Origin of the sequence: Marinobacter sp. CP1 (genome assembly GCF_001266795.1) — a bacterium.
GTDB classification, from domain to species: domain Bacteria; phylum Pseudomonadota; class Gammaproteobacteria; order Pseudomonadales; family Oleiphilaceae; genus Marinobacter; species Marinobacter flavimaris.
Genome location: NZ_CP011929.1, coordinates 2,263,537 through 2,284,070 on the forward strand (window position 1 = coordinate 2,263,537; position 20,534 = coordinate 2,284,070).

General features: G+C 59.1%; 15 protein-coding genes and 1 riboswitch. Of the genes, 10 read left to right on the plus strand and 5 right to left on the minus strand.

Going from position 1 to position 20,534, the window contains the following annotated elements:
- Positions 1–64 precede the first annotated feature (64 nt).
- Entirely contained in the window at positions 65–1,234 is a 1,170-nt protein-coding gene (locus ACP86_RS10435) for an acyl-CoA dehydrogenase (protein ID WP_053113650.1), read from the minus strand.
- Positions 1,235–1,417: 183 nt separating this feature from the next.
- On the opposite strand from ACP86_RS10435, the gene ACP86_RS10440 reads away from it, so the two are divergent.
- Positions 1,418–2,779 carry a hypothetical protein gene (locus ACP86_RS10440; RefSeq protein WP_053115515.1) on the plus strand — a complete coding sequence of 454 codons (1,362 nt, stop codon included), beginning with the start codon at positions 1,418–1,420 and terminating at the stop codon, positions 2,777–2,779.
- A gap of 42 nt (positions 2,780–2,821) precedes the next feature.
- Here ACP86_RS10440 and ACP86_RS10445 read toward each other — a convergent pair whose 3' ends face one another.
- The gene (locus tag ACP86_RS10445) at positions 2,822–3,751 is read right to left on the minus strand and encodes a 2-hydroxyacid dehydrogenase (RefSeq protein ID WP_053113652.1); all 930 of its coding nucleotides are present in this window, start codon (positions 3,749–3,751) and stop codon (positions 2,822–2,824) included.
- Positions 3,752–4,027: 276 nt separating this feature from the next.
- Here ACP86_RS10445 and ACP86_RS10455 point away from each other — a divergent pair, with 276 nt between their 5' ends.
- From ACP86_RS10455 to ACP86_RS10475, 5 genes are all read left to right on the plus strand, one after another.
- Positions 4,028–4,852 (plus strand): IclR family transcriptional regulator, encoded by an 825-nt coding sequence (locus tag ACP86_RS10455; protein WP_053113655.1) that lies wholly within the window; start codon positions 4,028–4,030, stop codon positions 4,850–4,852.
- A 287-nt stretch (positions 4,853–5,139) separates the two neighbouring features.
- On the plus strand, positions 5,140–7,233 hold the full coding sequence (locus ACP86_RS10460; protein WP_053113657.1) for a 3-hydroxyacyl-CoA dehydrogenase NAD-binding domain-containing protein: 2,094 nt from the start codon (positions 5,140–5,142) through the stop codon (positions 7,231–7,233).
- A 164-nt stretch (positions 7,234–7,397) separates the two neighbouring features.
- Positions 7,398–8,582, plus strand: coding sequence for an acetyl-CoA C-acyltransferase (locus ACP86_RS10465; RefSeq protein WP_053113658.1), 1,185 nt, complete (start codon positions 7,398–7,400; stop codon positions 8,580–8,582).
- Between the two features lie 72 nt (positions 8,583–8,654).
- Positions 8,655–9,761 carry a zinc-binding dehydrogenase gene (locus tag ACP86_RS10470; protein ID WP_053113661.1) on the plus strand — a complete coding sequence of 369 codons (1,107 nt, stop codon included), beginning with the start codon at positions 8,655–8,657 and terminating at the stop codon, positions 9,759–9,761.
- A gap of 10 nt (positions 9,762–9,771) precedes the next feature.
- Positions 9,772–11,187 carry an aldehyde dehydrogenase family protein gene (locus tag ACP86_RS10475; protein ID WP_008177061.1) on the plus strand — a complete coding sequence of 472 codons (1,416 nt, stop codon included), beginning with the start codon at positions 9,772–9,774 and terminating at the stop codon, positions 11,185–11,187.
- Between the two features lie 162 nt (positions 11,188–11,349).
- Here ACP86_RS10475 and ACP86_RS10480 read toward each other — a convergent pair whose 3' ends face one another.
- Complete coding sequence (locus ACP86_RS10480; protein WP_014579065.1) at positions 11,350–11,931, minus strand: QsdR family transcriptional regulator; 582 nt, start codon at positions 11,929–11,931, stop codon at positions 11,350–11,352.
- 160 nt (positions 11,932–12,091) lie between these two features.
- On the opposite strand from ACP86_RS10480, the gene ACP86_RS10485 reads away from it, so the two are divergent.
- The 3 genes from ACP86_RS10485 to msrB all read left to right on the plus strand — a co-directional run bounded on the left by ACP86_RS10485 (position 12,092) and on the right by msrB (position 15,598).
- The gene (locus ACP86_RS10485) at positions 12,092–12,793 is read left to right on the plus strand and encodes a response regulator transcription factor (RefSeq protein ID WP_053113663.1); all 702 of its coding nucleotides are present in this window, start codon (positions 12,092–12,094) and stop codon (positions 12,791–12,793) included.
- Positions 12,794–12,795: 2 nt separating this feature from the next.
- The gene (locus ACP86_RS10490) at positions 12,796–14,295 is read left to right on the plus strand and encodes an ATP-binding protein (protein ID WP_053113665.1); all 1,500 of its coding nucleotides are present in this window, start codon (positions 12,796–12,798) and stop codon (positions 14,293–14,295) included.
- A gap of 79 nt (positions 14,296–14,374) precedes the next feature.
- Complete coding sequence (msrB, locus tag ACP86_RS23600; RefSeq protein ID WP_053113667.1) at positions 14,375–15,598, plus strand: peptide-methionine (R)-S-oxide reductase MsrB; 1,224 nt, start codon at positions 14,375–14,377, stop codon at positions 15,596–15,598.
- A 1-nt stretch (position 15,599) separates the two neighbouring features.
- Here the strand turns inward: msrB and ACP86_RS10500 are convergent, their stop codons facing one another.
- Together ACP86_RS10500 and ACP86_RS10505 are read right to left on the minus strand one after the other, a co-directional pair.
- Positions 15,600–16,328 (minus strand): 3'-5' exonuclease, encoded by a 729-nt coding sequence (locus ACP86_RS10500; protein ID WP_053113669.1) that lies wholly within the window; start codon positions 16,326–16,328, stop codon positions 15,600–15,602.
- Entirely contained in the window at positions 16,321–18,195 is a 1,875-nt protein-coding gene (locus ACP86_RS10505; protein ID WP_014579070.1) for a putative nucleotidyltransferase substrate binding domain-containing protein, read from the minus strand. The genes ACP86_RS10500 and ACP86_RS10505 overlap by 8 nt, the downstream gene beginning before the upstream one ends.
- A gap of 122 nt (positions 18,196–18,317) precedes the next feature.
- A riboswitch (cobalamin riboswitch) is annotated at positions 18,318–18,541 on the plus strand.
- 134 nt (positions 18,542–18,675) lie between these two features.
- Between ACP86_RS10505 and ACP86_RS10510 the strand changes: the two genes are divergently transcribed.
- Positions 18,676–20,514, plus strand: a complete 1,839-nt coding sequence (locus ACP86_RS10510; RefSeq protein ID WP_053113671.1) for a TonB-dependent receptor plug domain-containing protein — start codon at positions 18,676–18,678, stop codon at positions 20,512–20,514.
- Positions 20,515–20,534: the final 20 nt, after the last annotated feature.

A 20,534-nucleotide genomic window follows, 5' to 3' on the forward strand; every position in this document is an offset into this window, starting at 1 on the left:
GCGTGATGCAGAACGGCCCCTCATCTTGAGGGGCCGTTTTCGTTTGGGGGGTAACCGGGCGAGATCAGCTGAAAGCCGGAATACCGGTCTGGCCCCGCCCCAGAATCAGGGCGTGGACATCGTGCGTACCTTCATAGGTATTTACGGCTTCGAGGTTCATCACGTGGCGGATCACGTGGTACTCGTCGGAAATGCCGTTGCCGCCGTGCATGTCCCTGGCAACCCGGGCGATGTCCAGGGCTTTGCCGCAGTTGTTGCGCTTGAGCAGCGAAATTGCATCCGGCGTTGCCGTGCCGGCATCCATCATGCGGCCCAGTTGCAGAACCGACTGAAGGCCGATGGTGATCTCGGTCTGCATATCCACCAGTTTTTTCTGGATCAGCTGGTTGGCGGCCAGGGGCTTGCCAAACTGCTTGCGCTCCAGGGTGTAGATGCGGGCCGCGTGCCAGCAGAACTCAGCGGCGCCCAGCGAGCCCCAGCTGATGCCAAAACGGGCCTTGTTAAGGCAGCTGAACGGTCCTTTCAGTCCCTCCACTTCAAGGTGGTTCTCTTCCGGAACGAACACCTCGTCCATAAAGATGGAGCCGGTTTCCGATGCGCGCAGGGAAAATTTGCCCTCAATCTTTGGGGTGTCAAGGCCTTTGGCGCCTTCGCGCTCGATCACAAAACCGTTCACCTTGCCGTCCAGTTTGGCCCAGACTACGCAAACATCGGCAATCGGGGAGTTGGTGATCCAGGTTTTGGAGCCACTCAGCAGGTAGCCTCCGTCCACTTTCTTGGCCCGGGTTTCCATGCCGCCTGGATCGGAACCGTGATCAGGTTCAGTCAGGCCAAAGCAGCCGACGTATTCGCCGGAGGCCAGTTTGGGCAGGATGCGTTTTTTCATCGCTTCCTTGCCGTAGGAATAGATCGGGTACATCACCAGAGAAGACTGAACGCTCAGGGCGGAGCGGTAGGCCGAGTCAACCCTTTCCACTTCCCGGGCAATCAGGCCGTAGCAGACATGGTTTAGCCCCGGCCCACCGTATTCTTCCGGCAGGGTCGCGCCCAGCATGCCGAGTTCGCCCATCTGGTTGAAGATAGAGCGATCGAACTGTTCATGTCGATTGGCCTCGGTGATTCCGGGCATCAGTTGCTCGTCACAGAAGCTGCGGATGCTGTCTTGGACCTGGCGCTCGGTTTCGTCCAGTTGGGCGTCGAAACCCAGCAGGTCATTCCAGGGTGCGGAAGCCATTGTTTACTCTCCTGAAAGCGAATAGTTAAAGCCCAGCGCTAGGGGCGAGGGGCCAATCTGTGCTATCTTTGTGTCAACGGTGTTTCATTAAGCGAAACACAGTTTTGTAATTTGCTTACGAAAGACTAATCCGGGTGTTATGGAAATGCAAGCGGTGTTCAAGCCTGACCAGGTGCCCCCGTGTTGAGTGGCATGCTCCAGTGGTTGGTGTCCATGGCGGTGGTTGTCGAGCTGGTGGCCATTTGCCTGGAGAGCCGCGAGCTCAGTGCTGTAGCGGGGGGTATGTTTGTATCTGCCTTTCTGGCTGGGGCCGGTCGCCTGCAGGGGTACGCCCGGATACTGCTGGTAATCGCCCTGCTGGTGCTTGGCGGCTTCGCCTGGCGCGGATCTCTCGACGCCGGGCAACTGCTGAAAGCGGCGTCTGACGCGGCCTTCTATTCCGCGTTTCTGGGTAGCCTGGGCTTGATGCAGTGCCTTGTGCGCCGGTTCGAGGTACTGCGCCGGATTCACGATGTGCTGCTGGGTGGAAAGCCCATACTGCTTTATCCCAAGTACGCCCTGGTCAGTTGTGGCGTAGCCACGGTTCTGAGCTTTGGCATGATGAACCTGTTGTGCGGAAGCCTCTCTGAAACACTGCGTGAGCGCGGTATCAGCGGCGAGTCGCGCCTGCAGTGGTTACGGAGCGTTCTGATCAGTGCCCTCAGGGGCTTTGCCCTGGTGCCGCTGGTGGCGCCCACCAGTGTGGCGGTGGCGATTCTTACCCGCGAACTGCCGCAACTCAGCTGGTCACAGCTGCTGCCATTCGGTCTGGTTGCGGCGCTTCTGATGGTGCTGATTGGCTGGGTGCTGGAACAGCGGCGCTTCCGCAAGGTCAGCAGTGAGCGCATCGCCGTTGAAGGCTGGTTGCCGGGCACCGGGCGCCTGCTTGCGCTGATCCTGGTGGTATTCACGGTGATGGCGGGCCTGGTGGCGACGACCGGTTTCAAGGTGTCGGTGGCGGCTATGTTGTCGGTGCCCACCGTTACGCTGCTTTACATGCTCTGGCAGGAGCGGGCGCTCATGCCGGTTTTGAAGGAGGGTGTGGGCCAGGTATGGGCCATGCAGAACGAAATGGCCATTTTTGCCGCCTCTGCCATCCTGGGAGTGGCCCTGTCTGCTGTCATTCCAGCGGATGCGCTTGCCGGCCTTGTCGCCACTGGTGGCGGCGTGTTCCTGGTCGCCGTTGTTGGTATGCTGATGATGCCCATGTTCTCCATGATCGGGATCATTCCCATCACGGTCCTGAGTGTTCAGGCTGGTTTGCTGCCCCAGTTGGTGGCCGAAGGGATGGAGCTTTTGCCGGTCGCCGTGGCACTGGTTATCGGCTTCTCCCTCGCCATGATGCTGTCGCCTTTTGGCCCCTCGGTGATGTTGCTGGCCCGCTTCGGGCAGATCTCACGATGGGTGGTGGCGTTCCGCTGGAACGGACTGTTCGTGCTGATTGCGCTCCCGGTGCTGCTGGTGCTGACAGCGCTGGTGGCATGGCTGGCACCCGGCCTTGCCTGACGAGCGGGCGTGGCCGGTGCCGTTGTGTTCTGGTGCCAGAGCTCAGTAACCCCGGTCAGTATCTACAATGCCGGAAATGGCGCGGCCCTCGGCGTGATCCCGAATCTTGCGGGTGATCTGCTCAATGGTGGCGTCCCTCAGGGTCCGGGCCGAGATATGTGGGGTGATGGTGATTTCTTTTCGTTGCCAGAATGGGTGCTCCTCCGGTAACGGTTCCTTCCGGAACACGTCGAGCGAGGCGCGCAACAGTTTGCCCTCGTCCAGCGTCCGAAGCAGATCTTCCTCAACCAGGTGTTCACCCCGGCCAACGTTGATCAGTACGGCGCCCGGCTGGAGCTGGCTAAGTAATTCATAGTCGATGATGTTCCGGGTCTCATCAGTCAGCGGCAGGGTGTTGACCAGAACCCGGGTGGTTTTCAGAAAGTCGCCGAGCTGATCCGGACCGGCGTAGGTATTGACTCCTTCCAGGCTATGGTCCCCGCGGGCCCAGCCGCTCACCCGATAATCCAGATTGGACAGAGTGCGGGCCACACGCTTACCAATGTGGCCAAGTCCCATGACACCCACCGGCCATTCGCTGCGTTTGATCGGGCGATGGATCTTCCAGATACCCTGGCGTTGCTGCTCCCGATAGGTTTCCATCTCGCGGCTTGCCTCCAGCAACTGGTGCAGCACGTACTCTGCCATCTGCGCCGACATGCCGGCATCCTCCAGGCGCACCACCGGAAGGTCGGCCGGCAGGTTGGGCACTTTGAGCAGGCCATCAATGCCCGCCCCGAGATTGAATACCGCCTTGAGATGCTTTTCCCGTTCGAACAGCGCCTCGGGCGGTTGCCAGACAATGGCGTAATCCGCATCGATGGCTGGGCCGTTTGGGTTCCAGACATAAACCTCGGCGTCCGGTAATTGCTCCAGGATCGGTACCGTCCAGCGTTCTGGTTTGGGGTCGCCTGCCACAAATAGAATTTTCATTTTGCCTCCGGGGGTCGCCACGGGGTTCATTGGCTGCTAATTTGTTTTGCAATGCAGAATAAGGTATCCGCGAAAACGTTGAAAGTCGGTATTCGATACCGCCATGCGATTCTGATTTTGAAACATAATTGATAAGTGTTTCATATTTGGTGCGGATTTTGAAAAGACTTTCTGGTACTTGATTTCTGCAGCGATTAAAATCATGAATCCTTTGTTATTCACCATATTAATACACCGGTTACCGGAGCGGGCGACGCGGTTGGAGGACGTCCCATTATGGCAGGAAAGAAGCAGATCTCACCCGAACTGAAAGTGGCATCCACTGACGGTGAGCCCGTGAAGCCGGAAAAAGACCGCAAGTTTGTCGAGGCCCTGTCCCGCGGCCTGGACGTGCTCCGGGCCTTCAGCCAGGGTCCTGTCATCCTGGGAAACCAGGACATTGCCCGTATCACCGGATTGCCCAAGCCGACCGTGTCGCGGATGACCTATACCCTCACCAAGCTGGGATACCTCAGCTACAACACCCAACTGGAAAAGTATCAGTTGAGTTCCGGGGTGCTTGCACTGGGTTATGCCTACGTGTCCAACCTCAAGGTTCGCCAACTGGCCAAGCCCTACATGGACGAATTCGCCCGCCAGACCAACATGTCGGTTGGCCTTACCTGCCGGGACCGGCTGCACATGATTTACGTGGAAAACCGCCTGCCACCGGAGGCGTCCCTGTTGCGCATGGACATCGGCCTGAAACTGCCCATGGCCACCACCTCTGCCGGCCGCGCCTACTACTGCGCCATCAGCGACAAGGCCCGCCTGGTAATCGACGACGCCATGGCCGCTAAATACGGTGACGACTGGCCAGAGAAAAAGGCAGGCCTGGATCAGGCCATGAAGGATTACAAGGAACACGGCTTCTGCCTGTCCATCGGCGAGTGGGACCGCAACATCAACTCCGCCGGCGTGCCCATCCATCTGCAGGATGGCACTATCATGGCTCTGACCTGTGCCGCACCGTCTTACCTGGTGCCGGCCGAAAAACTTCGCGGTTCCATAGCGCACCAGCTCGCAATGCTGGCAGGCGATATCGAATCGCTGGGTGTTTGATAACAGCCGTGAAGTAACGAAGGGAGGTGGCGAGCAGGCCCTACAGAAACCGTGCGGAGCCATGGATGGCGGAGCCGAGCGTACAAGGATGTATTCACAGCGTGTTTCTGTAGGGCCTGCTCGCCACCTCCCGACAAACTCCAAAACAAGAAACCGCAGAGGAACCCCTGCGGTTTTTTTGTGCCTGTAGTTTAATGGGTGGTTGAAACCACCAAAGAACTTGTATTAAATCGTACGCATGTTTCGCTAGTTAAAACCATATTTCAGAAAGAATGCGAGGAGAAATCATGTCTGAGGTCGTTAGCTATAACCGGGAAGGCAACATCGGCGTTATTACCGTGAATTACCCGCCGGTAAACGCCCTCGGCCAGGCTGTTCGTTCTGGTCTGCTCGCAGCCCTGGAGCAGGGCCAGAAAGATGCCGAGGCCAAGGCGCTTCTGCTGGTTTGCGAAGGGCGCACGTTCATTGCCGGCGCCGACATTCGTGAATTCGGCAAGCCCATGCAGGAGCCCACCTTGCCGACACAGGTCAACACCTTTGAAAACAGCGACAAACCGCTGGTTGCCGCGATCCACGGAACGGCTCTGGGTGGTGGTCTGGAAACCGCTCTGAGCTGTCACTACCGGGTTGCGGTGAGCAGTGCCAAGGTGGGTCTGCCGGAAGTGAAGCTGGGCCTGCTGCCCGGCGCCGGCGGTACCCAGCGGCTTCCGCGCCTGACCGGTGCTCAGAAAGCACTGGAAATGATCACCACCGGTGAATTTGTCGGTGCCAAGGATGCTCTGGCCCTGGGCATTCTCGATGCCGTGGAAGAAGGCGACAATATCCGCGCTATCGGCATGGCCTACGCGCAGAAAGTAGTCGATGAAGGAAAGCCGGTGCGTCGTGTTCGCGATATCACCGACAAGATCGAGGCTGACAAGGGCAGCGATGTCTTCGACCAGTTCCGTGACGAGCTGAAGAAGCGGGCCCGGGGTCTTTTCTCCCCGTTCAAGTGTGTCGACGCTGTGGAAGCGGCGTTCAATCTGCCTTTCGGCGAAGGCATGAAGCGCGAGCGGGAACTGTTCATGGAATGCATGGAGTCGCCCCAGCGCGCCGGTCTGATCCATTCGTTCTTTGGGGAGCGTGAAGTCTCCAAGGTCAAGGGACTGCCGAAGGATACGCCGGTTCGTGACGTGAAGAGCGTTGGCATAATTGGTGCCGGGACCATGGGTGGCGGTATTGCCATGAACTTCGTCAACGTGGGGATTCCGGTCACCATCGTTGAAGTGAAACAGGAGGCTCTCGACAAGGGCCTGGCCATCATCCGCCGCAACTATGAGAACTCCGCGAAGAAGGGCAAATTGACACAGGAGCAGGTGGAACAGCGGATGGCGCTGATCACCCCGAGCCTGACCTACGACGATTTCCGGGACGTTGACCTGGTCATCGAGGCGGTGTTCGAGAACATGGCCATCAAGAAAGAAATCTTTGCCAAGCTTGATGAGGTCTGCAAGCCGGGTGCGATCCTGGCGTCCAACACGTCCACCCTGGATATCGACGAGATTGCGTCTGCCACCAAGCGCCCGGAAGATGTGGTGGGTATGCACTTCTTCAGCCCGGCTAACGTGATGAAGCTGCTGGAGAACGTGCGTGGCAGCAAGACCTCCGACGAGGTAAAAGCCACGGTGATGGCGGTCGCCAAGAAGATCAAGAAAGTGGGGGTCATGGTGGGCAACTGCTATGGCTTTGTCGGCAACCGGATGCTCCACAAGCGTGGTACTGAAGCCATGTCCCTGGTGGACGAGGGCGCCACCCCGCAGCAGGTCGACAAGGTGCTGACCGATCTCGGCTTCCCCATGGGGCAGTTTGCGATGTCCGATCTGGCCGGGATCGATGTGGGTTACCGGATTCGCGAAGAGCGCCGCAAGGCTGGCGAAGACATTCCCGCCAGCTGGATGGATAAGCTTGCCGAACAGGGCCGCCTTGGTCAGAAGACCCAGGCAGGTGTATACAAGTATGAGGAAGGCAGCCGCAAGCCGATTCCTGATCCGGAAGTGGAGCAGCTGATCGAGCAGTTCCGCAAGGAGCAGGGGATCACGCCCCGGGAGATTTCCGACCAGGAAATCCTCGAGCGCTGCGTGTATGTGATGATCAATGAGGGCGCGAAGATCCTGGAGGAAGGCATCGCCGATCGTCCGCTGGATATCGACATTGTCTGGATCTACGGCTATGGCTTCCCGGCCTATCGCGGTGGCCCCATGTTCTGGGCCGATCAGGAAGGTCTGGACACCATTCTCTCAGCGGTTAAGAAGTACCAGGATACCGTTGGTGGCGAGCAGTGGGAGCCGGCGGCTCTGCTCGAGAAGCTGGTTGCTGAAGGCCGTAAGTTCGCTGACCTGTAACTTGGCGGGCGGGTCGCGGGGCGGGGTGTCTTTTCCTTTGGGAAAAGCAACTCGCTTTGCTCAGACATCTTTTCCCGGCGGAAAAGACACCCCGCCCCACGACCGGCTTAGCTGAGTGTTTAGGCTAACCCGACCTACATGTTTCAAAAATTGAGGGCATTGTTATGTCTGATGCAGTAATCGTCTCCACCGCGCGCACCGGCCTTGCGAAATCCTACCGGGGCTCTTTGAACAACACGCACAGCGTGGATATGGCAGGTCACGTTATCAAGCATGCTGTTGAGCGCGCAGGTATTGATCCGTCTATTGTTGAGGATGTGATCATGGGCGCGGCCTACCAGGAGGGCGCCCAGGGCCGGAATATTGCCCGTCTGGCGGCCATCCGCGCCGGTCTTCCGGTGACCACTGCCGGGTTCTCCATTAACCGGTTCTGCAGCTCGGGGTTGCAGTCCATTGCCCTGGCGGCACAGCGGGTGGTGTCCGAGAAAGTACCCGCCATGGTGGCCGGGGGCGTTGAGTCCATTTCCCTGGTGCAGAACGAGAAGATCAATAGCTTCCACGCCACCAACGAGTGGCTGATGAAGAACAAGCCCGAGCTGTACCTTTCGATGATTGAGACGGCGGATATTGTCGCCAAGCGCTACAACGTCAGCCGTGAAGCCCAGGATGAGTATTCGCTGATCTCCCAGCAGCGCACGGCGGCGGCCCAGCAGGCTAGCAAGTTTGACGATGAGATCGTGCCTTTCGATGCCACCATGCTGGTCAAGGACAAGGAAACCGGTGAGGTCAGTGAAAAGCAGGTGACCCTGAAAGGTGACGAGTGTAATCGCCCGAATACGACCCTTGAGGGCCTGGCGGGTCTGGAGCCGGTGCGTGGTCCGGAGCAGTTCATCACGGCGGGCAACGCCAGCCAGCTGTCGGACGGCGCCTCCGTTTGCACGGTGATGAACAGCACCTATGCCGAGAAGCACAACATTGAACCCATGGGTATTTTCCGTGGCTTCGCTGTGGCGGGTTGTGAGCCGGATGAGATGGGCATCGGCCCGGTGTATGCGATTCCGCGCCTGCTTGAGCGCAATGGTCTGACCATGGATGACATTGATCTGTGGGAACTGAACGAAGCCTTCGCGTCGCAGGTGATTTACTGTCGTGACCGCCTGGGCATTCCCATGGAGAAGCTGAATGTAAACGGCGGCTCAATTTCCATCGGCCACCCCTTTGGTGTTACCGGCGCCCGCCAGACAGGCCACGCCCTGATCGAAGGCAAGCGCCGTGGGGCGAAATACGTGGTGATCACCATGTGCATCGGCGGTGGCCAGGGTGCTGCTGGCCTGTTCGAGGTGGTTTGAAGCCGGCCTGTATGAGATCGGGGTCAGAAGAATGCTTTCTTTCGACCCCTTGTTGACCAAAAGGGGAAATGCATGGACAGACAAGCAAAAGCCGTCGTCTGCCGGGAATGGGGGCAGCCTGTTCAGGTGGAAACCATCACGGTGGAAGGTCCCAAGCGGGATGAAATCACCATCAAGATCGCGGCCTGCGGCGTTTGCCACAGCGATCTGTCCGCCACCACGGGTAAGATTCCCTACCCGCCTCCCCTTGTATTGGGGCACGAAGCCGCAGGCGTGGTTGTCGAAGTCGGTGAGGGCGTCACGGCCTTCAAGGAAGGCGACCATGTGGTGAGTACCTTCATATCCATGTGCGGCAAATGCAGCCAGTGTGTTCGTGGCCGCCCGGTGCTCTGTGAGAACGCCCGCAAGGCCATGTTCAACCTGCCGGATGGCACGGTCAGAACCAAAGGCGCGGACGGCGAGCCCCTGAACGTCTTCGGCGCCTGCGGCGTGATGGCCGAGTTCGCCACCATGCACGTGGACAACTGCGTGAACGTGGACGAAACCGTGCCGATGCAGAACGCCGCCCTGGTGGGTTGCGCTGTGATGACCGGTGTCGGCGCTGTCTTCAATACGGCAAAGCTGGAGCCCGGCTCCCGAGCCGCCGTGTTTGGCATCGGTGGCGTTGGCCTCAACGCGATCCAGGGCTGCGTGACCGCCGGCGCCGAGATGATCGTGGCGGTGGACAGCAACCCCGCCAAGCTGGCGATGGCGAAAGAGTTTGGTGCCACCCACACCGTGAATATCAACGAGGTGGAGGACGCCGCCAAGGCTGTGAAGAAAATGACCGGCGGCGTTGACTACGCCTTCGAATGCGTCGGTGCCGGGCCGGTGGTGGAACAGGCCTACAAGAGTCTGGGCCGTGGCGGTACCGCCGTGGTCGTGGGTGTGGCAGATCCGAAGGACAAGACCTCGCTGACCACCCTCACCCTGCCGGCGGACGAGCGAACCTTGAAAGGCAGCTGGCTGGGTTCGGCAAGGCCGCAGCACGATTTCCCCAGGATCCTGGGTCTTTACAAGGCTGGTAAACTCAAACTGGATGAACTGGTTACCCGTACCTACACCATAGAAGAAGCCGCACAGGCGTTCGATGATATGGTGGCAGGCAAGAACGCCCGTGGCGTTATCGTATTTGAATGAAGGGGGAAGCATGAACGAGCTGAACAGGAACTACATCAACGGCCAATGGGTTAGCTGGGCCGGTGACATGATCGACGTTCACGAAGCTGGCACCGGTGACGTGATTGCCCGCGTTCCCGCCGCCGGCGCGGATGAAATGGAACAGGCCATTGCCGCCGCCGATGCGGCGTTTGAAAGCTGGTCGGAAAGCACCCTGGAAGAACGGATCAAGGTGCTGGAACAGCTACACGCGGGCCTGAAAGAGCGCGCGCCGGAAATCGCCGAGACCGTCTGCCGGGAAGTGGGCATGCCCATCAAGCTGGCCACGCCGATCCAGGCTGGTATGCCGGCAGCCGTGACCAAGAGCTACCTGAAACTGCTGCCCGACTTCCCGTTTACCGAACAGTCCGGCAACTCCGAGGTGCAATATGCGCCGGTCGGTGTGGTTGGTTGCATTACCCCCTGGAACTACCCGTTGCACCAGGTGATCCTGAAAATCGTTCCGGCGATTGCGGCCGGTTGCACCGTGGTGCTCAAGCCTTCGGAGATCGCCCCCCAGACGGCGTTTATCCTTGCCGAGATCCTCGATGGCACAGACCTGCCCAAGGGCGTGTTCAACATGGTGTGCGGCTATGGTCATACCGTGGGTGATACCCTGATCAAGCATCCGGATGTGCGCATGGTGTCCTTCACCGGCTCCACCCGCACCGGCAACCTGATCGCCCACGCCGCAGCCGATGACTTCAAACGCTTTGCTCTGGAGATGGGCGGCAAATCCGCCTCCGTGATCCTCCCGGACGCCGACCTGGCGGCTGCTGTTAAAGGTACCATCAACAACTGCCTGCTGAACTCCGGCCAGACCTGCACCGCACTCACCCGCATGCTGGTTCCGGCCGACAAGCACGACGAGGCCTGTGAACTGGCCGCCGCTGCCGTGGCTAAAATGACCCCGGGTAACCCGCTGGAAGAAACCACACGGTTGGGCCCGCTGTCGTCTGCCCAGCAGCGTGACAAGGTGATCGACTACATCAAACTGGGTATCCAGGAAGGTGCCAAGCTCATCGCCGGTGGGCCGGAAGCGCCCGAGGGATGCGAGAAAGGTTACTTCGTCAAGGCGACCGTCTTCGGCAACGTAAAACCGGACAGCCGCATCGCCCAGGAGGAAATTTTCGGGCCGGTGCTGTGCGTGATCCCGTACAACGACGAAGCAGAAGCGGTGAAAATCGCCAACGGCACCCAGTACGGCCTTTCCGGTGCAGTCTGGTCCGGCGACGACGCCAAGGCCAAGAAAATTGCCAGCAAGCTGCGCACTGGCCAGGTATTCGTGAACGGTGGTGCGTTTAACCCGATGGCACCGTTTGGCGGCTTCGGCCATTCCGGTATCGGCCGCGAATTTGGCAAGTGGGGACTGGAGGAGTTTCTGGAAATCCGGTCTTTGCAGCTGTAAATGCCGATAGGCTGGGCTGCCGATCGGTGGCCCTGAGAGTTAGATCGGCCACGGGGTGGGGGTGTCTTTTCTGCCGGGAAAAAATGTCTGAGCGAAGCGAGTTGTTTTTCCCAGAAGAAAAGACACCCTCGCCTCGGGGCCAGCCCCCAAAGCCTGTAAGCCCTAGGCCTTCCCCCCAAGCAAAATCCGCACGGCCGTACAGGCATCCTCCAATTCTGCTTCCCTGGGTTCGCGTCCGGCGATGATGTCGCTGTAAAGGCAGGACTCTGCCAGTCTAATCATGAAGTAAGACAGGCTGAAGATGTTCATTGGTGGCTTGATATGCCCGGCTGCTACCTGGTCTTTCAGCATCCGCGTGTTGGTTTCGACCGTGCGAGTGTGCAGGATCGACTGGGACGAGGTGAGGATCTTCAGGGCATATTCCGGGTCCTGGTTGATGAATCGCCGCAGCGGCTCGAAGTGCAGGATCGCGGAGTTGGTGCGGCGGTACACGCCGACAATGTAGTCCACGCCAGTGCCGGGCGTTTCGGCCATGGCCTGTCGCCAAAGGGGTTCGTACAGGGACCAGAGAATCTCGCCGATCAGCAGATCCTTGTTGCCGACCCAGCGAAACAGGGTGGCGCGGCCAATTCCGAGCTCATCAGCCAGCGGCGCCAAGTGAATGCGCTCACCCTTGAGCCACATGCGACGTGCTCGCTTGAACGCCTCGGCCGGTGTTGCCCTGGTTACGGTTTTGTCTGCCACTGAAACCTCATGCCCGAATTTGGATTCATTTTAACGGCTAAACCCGGAGCCGGCTATGCGCGCGGTTCTGACGGCTTGTGATGGTTTTGTGAACTTTTCCGCCTACACTCTGCCATGAAAGCATCGAAAGCCTCCGGCAAATTCAGCGAAGCCCATCACCATGACGCGAACGGTACTGATTATTGAAGACAACCCCGGCATCGGTGAGCTGGTCCGTATGCAGGTTTCAGATCTGGGAATGAAGCCCGTGCTCGTGGACCGGGGGGACACCGGCCTGGAAAGGTTCCGTGAGGGCGGCGTCGATCTGGTTATTCTGGATCTGATGTTGCCTGGCCTGGATGGTTTGGCGGTGTGCCGCGAGATTCGTGCCTGCCCGGGCTATGTGCCGGTTCTGATGTTGACGGCAAAGAGCACAGAGCTGGATCGGGTCCTGGGCCTGGAGATGGGCGCGGACGATTACCTGACGAAGCCGTTCAGCGTGGCGGAGCTGGCAGCGCGCGTCAAAGCGCTTTTCCGACGGGTAGACGCACTCTCTCAGGCAGCGCCTGCCGGCGGTCAGGCTGATGAGATTGAGGTGGACGGGCTTCGGATTGATCCGGTTCGCCGGCGAGTGTTTGTGGATGATCGGGAAGTGGACCTGACCGCCCGCGAGTTCGACCTGCTCTGGCACTTTGCCTCCCATCGGGGCCGGGTGTTCAGCCGGGAGCAATTGCTCGATTCTGTGTGGGGTTACAACCATGAGGGCTACGAGCATACCGTGAACACCCACATCAACCGCCTGCGCAACAAGATTGAAGCCGATCCCGCCGACCCACGATACGTCCAGACGGTCTGGGGTGTTGGCTATCGGTTCATGGATTAGCGATGGCCCTGTCTGTCTTCCGCACCCTTTATGCCCGGCTGGCGATCGGTCTGTTCCTGCTGCTGCTCGTGGTGGGTGGGCTCTTTACCTTTCTGAGTCTGGCTTCGGTGAGGGAATACTCGGCTGCGGTCAACCAGCAACTGAACCGCGACCTCGCCCGTAACCTGGTGTCTGACCGCAACCTGGTAACCGATGGCAAGCTCAACCGCGATGCCCTGAAGCAGCTCTTCGAGCTGTACATGACCATCAACCCCAGTATCGAAATCTACCTGCTGGATACCGAAGGTAATATCCTTTCCTACTCCGCCGACCCGAACAAGATCAAGCGCAACCGGGTATCCCTGGAACCGGTACGCATCCTGCTTGAAAACCCGGGCGCTTACCCACTGCCCGGCGATGATCCGCGCAGTCATGACCGGCGGAAGGTGTTCTCGGTAACGCCGGTGCCTTCGGCTGCTGATCCAACGGGTTATCTGTACGTGGTTCTGCGCGGCGAGGAGTACGACCTGGCCGAGAGCATGGTGCACAGTAACCGGCTCCTCCAGTTAGGCGCGGGCGCGCTGGCGGTGAGCCTGTTCGTGGGCCTGCTGGCCGGGCTGGTGTTCTTCCGATTGCTGACGCGTCGGCTGTCGCGGCTGACCGAGCGGGTGGAATCCTTCGAGCGCGGCATGTCGCCGGAGCGCGCCGCCGCGGTGGCGGGCAAAGGCGATGACATTGATTACCTGGCCGCCCGGTTCGATCAGATGGCCCAGCGAATTGTTGCCCAGCTGGACCTTCTGAAACACAAGGATGCCCAGCGCCGGCAGCTGGTTGCCCAGGTCTCCCACGATCTGAGAACGCCACTGGCATCCATCCAGGGTTATATCGAAGCATTGCGCATGAAACAGGACACGCTCGCCGCCGAGGAGCGGGCACGTTTCCTGGATGTGGCCCTGACCGAAAGCCACCGGCTTGGTCGTCTTGTGGAGGAACTGTTTGAACTTGCCGCACTGGATGCCCGGGAGAAACAGCCGAAGACGGAACCGTTTGTGGTTGCCGAACTGCTGCATGACGTGGTGCAGAAGCACCAACCCGAGGCGGAGCGCGCAGGCGTTGCCCTGTCGATTGTTTCCGTCGCTCCGGTCCAGGTGCTGGCGGATATCGCCATGACCGAGCGGGTATTGGATAACCTGATCAGCAACGCCCTCAGCCATTCGCCGAAAGATACGGAGATCACACTGGGCGTTGTCGAACAGGCCGGGGGTGCGCAAATTACCGTCGCCGACGCTGGCCCCGGTATCGATGATGAGCACCTGGAGCACGTCTTCGAACCCTTTTATCAGGCCGCAGGTGCGTCCAGGACGGGCCATGCCGGTCTGGGGCTCGCGATTGCCCAGCGAATGGTGACGCTGCAGCAGGGAAAACTCTCGGTACGCAATGCCGATGGCGCCGTTTTCAGTGTCTGGCTGCCCCTGGCCCGCGACAGCTCGGTCGCGGGCGGCGAAAAATCCACAGCGTTATGAATTCGTAATACCTGGTGAACGTTTTCGTGAATCCACCGCCCTACGCTGTAGGTATGGAATCACGTGAAGGAGATATCTGATGAAACGCAAGATCATGGGTCTGTTTTCCGCAGTGGCATTTGTCTCTGCAGTTGGTCTGTTCACCACCTACGCGGTTGCCGAAAAGTCGGAGTCGCAGATGAGCAAATACGCACCGGATCAACCGGGTCTGGCCGTGGCGACCTTTGCTGGCGGTTGTTTCTGGTGTGTTGAGGCCGGGTACGAAAAGCGGGTGCCGGGCGTGGTGGAAGTAGTCTCGGGCTATTCTGGTGGGAAAGAGGCAAGCCCCTCCTACAAGCAGGTTGCCTCGGGGCAGACTGGCCATACCGAAGCGGTACAGGTCTATTACGACCCCAACGAAATGACATACGAGGGCTTGTTGCAGGCGCTCTGGCGGATGATGGACCCGACCGATAATCAGGGTCAGTTTGTGGACCGCGGCCAGCAGTATCGTCCTGCTATTTTCTACCATAACGCTGAGCAGAAGCGCCTGGCCGAGGCGGCCGTTGCAGAATTGGAGGCATCCGGAGTTTACGAGAAACCCGTGGTGATCGAAATCGTGCCGTTTGAGAAATTTTACCCGGCGGAGGAATACCACCAGGATTATTACGACAAAAACCCGGTGCGCTACAACTTCTACACCTTCAACTCTGGACGCTATCAGTTTATCGAGAAGGTGTATGGCGAAGATTACGAGCTCGATTACACCCGGTTCCAGGAGAATGCCACAGTGGACGCCAGTGACGATCTGGTGGGCGATGAAAGCGCCAGCACAGAGCCCGGCCAGATGGGCGTTGGCTTCGATCCGGCAAGCTTTGAAAAGCCTGCTCAGGATGTCCTGAAGCAGCGCCTGACGGATATGCAGTACGAGGTGACCCAGGAAGACGGCACCGAGCCGGCGTTTAACAACAAATACTGGGACAACAAGAAGCCAGGACTCTACGTGGATATTGTCTCCGGCGAGCCGCTGTTTTCTTCACGGGACAAGTACAAATCCGGTACCGGCTGGCCCAGCTTTACCCGGCCGATCACACCAGACGCGGTGGTGGAACGTGAGGACAACTCGTTCTTCATGACCCGTACGGAAATCCGCAGCAGCCACGCGGATTCCCACCTTGGCCATGTCTTCAACGATGGCCCTGCGCCAACCGGACTACGCTACTGTATGAACTCCGCGGCTATGGACTTTATCCCGCTGGAGAAGATGGAAGAGGCCGGTTACGGCAAATGGGTTGATGACGTCAGACCGGAGAGCGACGCCTGACTTACAACCACAAATCCGCCACCCGGGTGTCCCGGCTGAAATGTTGCAACACCTGGGCCTGCAGGAGTTCGGCCGTGGCAACCGCATCAATCAGGGCGTTGTGGGCGGCATAGTGAGGCAGCCCATAACGCAGCCGGCTATCAGCCAAGCGAATCGACACGGGCTTCTTCCCCAGCAGTTGTTGCCAGCGTGACGGGTTTCGGTCCGGGTGCAGGTGAGCCTCAATGGCCATGGTATCGATCAACGGAAACCGGATTCCTTCCCCCAGGCGCCATTGCAGGGCAACGTCGAAGAACGATCTCTCGATGTTGCGGTAGTGAACCACAGGGATACGCCCGTTCAGGCTGGCAAACAGATCCTTCAGGATATCGTTCAAATCCGGGGCCTGGTCGATATCACTGTGGGTAATGCCGTGGATAGTAATCGAGGTCTGGTGTAGCGGGAGCTTGGGCCGCACGATCCAGTGGCGGGCTTTGCCCAGCTGGATGCCGTCGAGCGTAAACGGCACCAGACCGATACTGACAATCGAATGTTGATTGGCGTCCAACCCGGTGGTCTCGAAATCGAGCGCGACAAAGGGCACCTCGGATAAGGGCGTCTCCGGCGACACACACCCACTCTCGTAATAGGCTTTAAGAATCGGGGACTTGCTCTGCTCCGCCAGGGCCTTGAATTGCTCGGGCCATGGCAGGCGTGTAACAGAATTCTCGGCCTGCTCCTCACTAGACATTACGGGCCACCCCGGCGTGATACCGGAATTTCAGGAACTTCTGGGCACCGCTGACTACCTGGAACGCATCCTTGAGATGGCTGCGCTCAAACGGTGAAAGGTCTTCGGGCCGCACGTTGTTGTCCGGCTGCCGGTCAGCCTCGATTGCCAGGGCCTGGTGTCGGATACGAACGATGGAGATAAACTCAAGCGCATCCCTCAGGTTGCCCAGATCGTCGTCCAGCAGGAGCTTGGTGTTGCCAATGGCTTTCAGTCGTTCGAACGAGTTCTGTGCACGGGAGCCGCAGGCCAGGGCATGCACCCGGATCAGATCCGACAGGGGCGCTGTTCCGCGACGTTTCAGGTTGAAGGTCTTCTGGTGCTTGCCATCCTCTTCCAGCACGAAAGTCCGGAAAAAGCCGATCGGCGGCGTGCGGTTCAGGGCGTTGCGCGCCAGCATTGCCAGGAACCGCTGGCTGTTGCTGGCTTTGTCCGCCACCAGTGTCTTGAGCTGTTCGGCAAAGTCGGTCTCGCCGTAGATGCCATCCAGATCAAAGAAAATATTGCTGTTTAACAGAGCCTCGGCTTTCGGATTATCAATCCAGTCGGTGAAGTAGTCCTTCCAGACGCGCAGTGGCTGCCGCCATTTCTGGTTGGTGGCCATGATGTCGCCGGTGCAGTAGGTATAGCCGCACTCCGCAAGGCCATCGCTGACAAATTTCGCCAGCGCCAGGAAGTATTCGTCGTGTTCTTCCGGCACAAAGCTGTCGTCCAGGATCATGGCGTTATCCTGGTCCGTGACCACCAGCTGCTCGTCCCGCGCCATGGAGCCGAGGGCCATAAAGCAGTAGGGCACGGGTGGGGGGCCGAGTTTCTCCTCGCCCAGTGTCAGCAGGCGCTGTGTAAAGCTGCGCCCGATACCGGCCATGGCACTGCCAATCATGTGGGAGTTGGCATCTTCGTTCACCATGCGAACAAAGCTGTCCCGCACATCCAGGCTGATCTTCTTCAGCCCTTTGACATCCTGCTGATGGTAGATGTTGCTGACCAGGTATAGGCTGCTCTGACTCTCGTACTTTACGATGTCAGACAGCGCAATCACGCCGCGAACCTCATCCCGATCCATCACCGGAAGATGGTGCACATTGTTGTGCAGCATGGTGAGCATGGCCTCGAATATGAACATGTTCGAGCGGATGGTGATCAGATCCTCCGACATGATCTCGCTGATCGGAGTTTCCGAGGCCAGGGCTTCGCTAAGGGCCCGGGTGCGCAGGTCCCGGTCGGTAATGATGCCTTTGAGCAGGGGCTTTTCACCTTCCTCGTCCATCAGCAGCAGTGCGGAGACGCCGTTTTCGGTCATGATCCGCGCCGCTTCCTGCAGGCGAACGGTGTGGGGCGCTGATACCGGCTCCCGGGCAATCAACCGGGTAACCTTGGACGTCATCAGCTGGTTGGACTTTTCGCGACGGGAAACGGCGGATCGCAGGCGGCTTCGGTCTTCAATTTCAACGAAATCGGCGAAGTTGTCGTCATTTTCCCAGAGGTACTGGAACGTATCGTAAGGAATCTTGTAAAGCAGGACGTCTTCCAGGGCTTTGGCTGGGAAGCGTACCTTCCTGTTCATCAGCAGGCCAAACTGGCCGAAGACTTCGCCCTCGCTGATGCGGTTGTACAGCTCCCCGGTGCGCCGATAGATCTCGACGGCGCCACTGCGCACGTAATACAGCCAGCTGCTCGGGTCACCCAGTTCGAGGATCTGGCTCCCGGCCTTGAAGTACACAATCTCGATGTCGCCAACCACTCTGTCGAGCAGCTCCTCGGCCATCTCGTCAAACGGCGGGTATTGAGCCATGTGATTGCGGATGTCGACCAGCTCGGCCTGCATAAAACTCCCTGTTCTGGCGAAGAATAAGTGATTGTCAGTCATGGAATATAGCAGTGGCAGAGGTCTGCGGCCATGTCGACCTTTGATGGATTTCATTGACCGCTTACCCGGGTGTTGCTAGCCTTGCCACACTTTTTTCAGGTGTCCGTCGCAAAGCGCGACGGGTGAAACGGGAAATCGGTGAGCCTGGTAATGCCAGTGCAAGGCCGATGCTGCCCCCGCAACGGTAAGCAGGACAACGGCAATCTATGCGCCACTGTGTCGCCACGACATGGGAAGGTGATTGCCCGGGAACCCAGGGTTCCGCCTGCCAGCCCGGAGACCGGCCTGGAAAAACACCCGATGTTGCGGTGGGCAACCTGGGTGGGTGATATGCCGGTTCCGCTCTCCTGACACCTGTCTACCGCCTGCCCCCATTCCCTGTTCCGCAACAAAACCCAGATTCCCGTGCGGGTGCGCGCGGAGTGCGGAGCAAGTTTCATGTTCAGAATTCAAAGCCCTGTTTTACTGGCCGGCGTTGCCATGGCCGCCCTGCCTCTGGCCGTTTCGGCCCAGTCTGCCCCTGAATCCGATGCCCTGGATCCCATCGTGGTTACCGCGACACTGGGGCCGAAGACCGTTGGGGAGAGCCTGTCTTCGGTTACGGTCATCGAGAAGGAGGATATTGATCGGCAACAGCCCGCGGAATTCCGCGACCTGCTGCGCGCCCAGCCGGGGATCAACGTGGTGTCGGACGGCAGTTACGGCAAGACTACCAGCGTATTCCTGCGTGGCGCTGGCAGCTCAGGTACCGTGCTGCTTCTCGATGGTATCCGCCTGCGCTCGGCCTCTGCGGGTATCCCACCCTGGCAGTTTTTGCCTCCCGAATTGATGGAACGGGTTGAGCTGGTGCGAGGTGCGAAGAGTTCCCTCTACGGTGCCGATGCGGTGGGTGGTGTCATCCAGGCGTTCACCCTGGAACCGGAGGCCGGGCGCCAGGGTTGGGGCGAGCTGAAAGGCGGTTCCCATGAAACCCGTGAGGCAACGGCCGGGCTGGCTGGCCGGGAAGGCCGTTCGTCGTTCCTGGCCGGTGGCGTTTATTCGGATACCGATGGCACGAACCTGCGTGCTGGCGGCGAGGACAAAGGATTCCGGAACGCTGGTGGCCTGGCCAAACTGAGCCACAGTTTTGACCAGGGCGGCGGCGCAGGACTGACGGTTTTCCAGTCTGAAGGTAATACCGAGTTTGAAGGCGGTGATACCGATTTCCTGATTCGTGCCATGGGGCTGCATCTGGAAGCGGTTGCCAGTGACTACTGGCGTACACGTATCCAGTTCTCGGAAGCTCGCGACGAACAGGATACCTTCGGAGCCAATCCCAGCACGTTCGACACCCTGTCTCGCTCCGCGCGCTGGGAAAACACCCTGACGGCCGGTGTTCATGAGCTGGTTCTGGGTACGGAGGTCATGCTTGACGAAGTGGATGGCACCAGCAATTTCACAGAAGACAGCCGGACCAACAGCGCGGTTTTCGGTCAGGGCCGTTTGAACTTTGATGCCACCGATCTGATGCTCAGTCTGCGTCTGGATGACAACGAGGCCTATGGCAAAGAGGAGACTGGCGGTGTGGCCTTCGGTCACCAGCTGGACCGCGCCCATCGCTTTCGCCTCAGCTATGCGACATCGTTCCGGGCACCCACCTTTAATGACCTTTACCTGACGGTGCCGTTCTACACCGGTAATCCTGACCTCGATGCGGAAGAGGGGCAGATGGTCGAAGCCGGTTTCTCCGGGCGATATGACCGGTGGTACTGGGACATTGCGCTTTATCAGAACGACGTGAAAGACCTGATTACCTACGTGTCGGACCCGGTGACCTTTGAGGGCACCATGGAAAACGTCGAGACGGCCAGAATCCGTGGCGTTGAGGTTTCTTCCGGTATCGAGACGGCTGACTGGAATCTGGCGGCAGCAGTAACCTACGCGGATACCGAGAATCGCGATACCGGCGCCCGTTTACCACGCCGCGCGGAAAAAAACGTGCGTCTGGATATTGATCGCCTGTTCTCCCAGTGGTCGGTGGGCGCCAGCTTTATTGCCGAGAGTGACCGCTATAACGATGCGGCAAATACCAGTCTGCTGCCGGGCTATGGCACGGTAGACCTGAGAGCGGCCTGGAATTTCCAGCCTGGCTGGTCGGCCTCATTCAAGGTCGATAACATGCTGGATCGTCGGTATGCCACCAGCATCGGATATGACAGTGCGACCTTCGCGCCCTTTGATTATCTGGCCGCCGGACGAACCTTCATGGCCTCGGTGCGCTATGATTTCCAACAGTAAATTCATTGATCTGAGAGGCT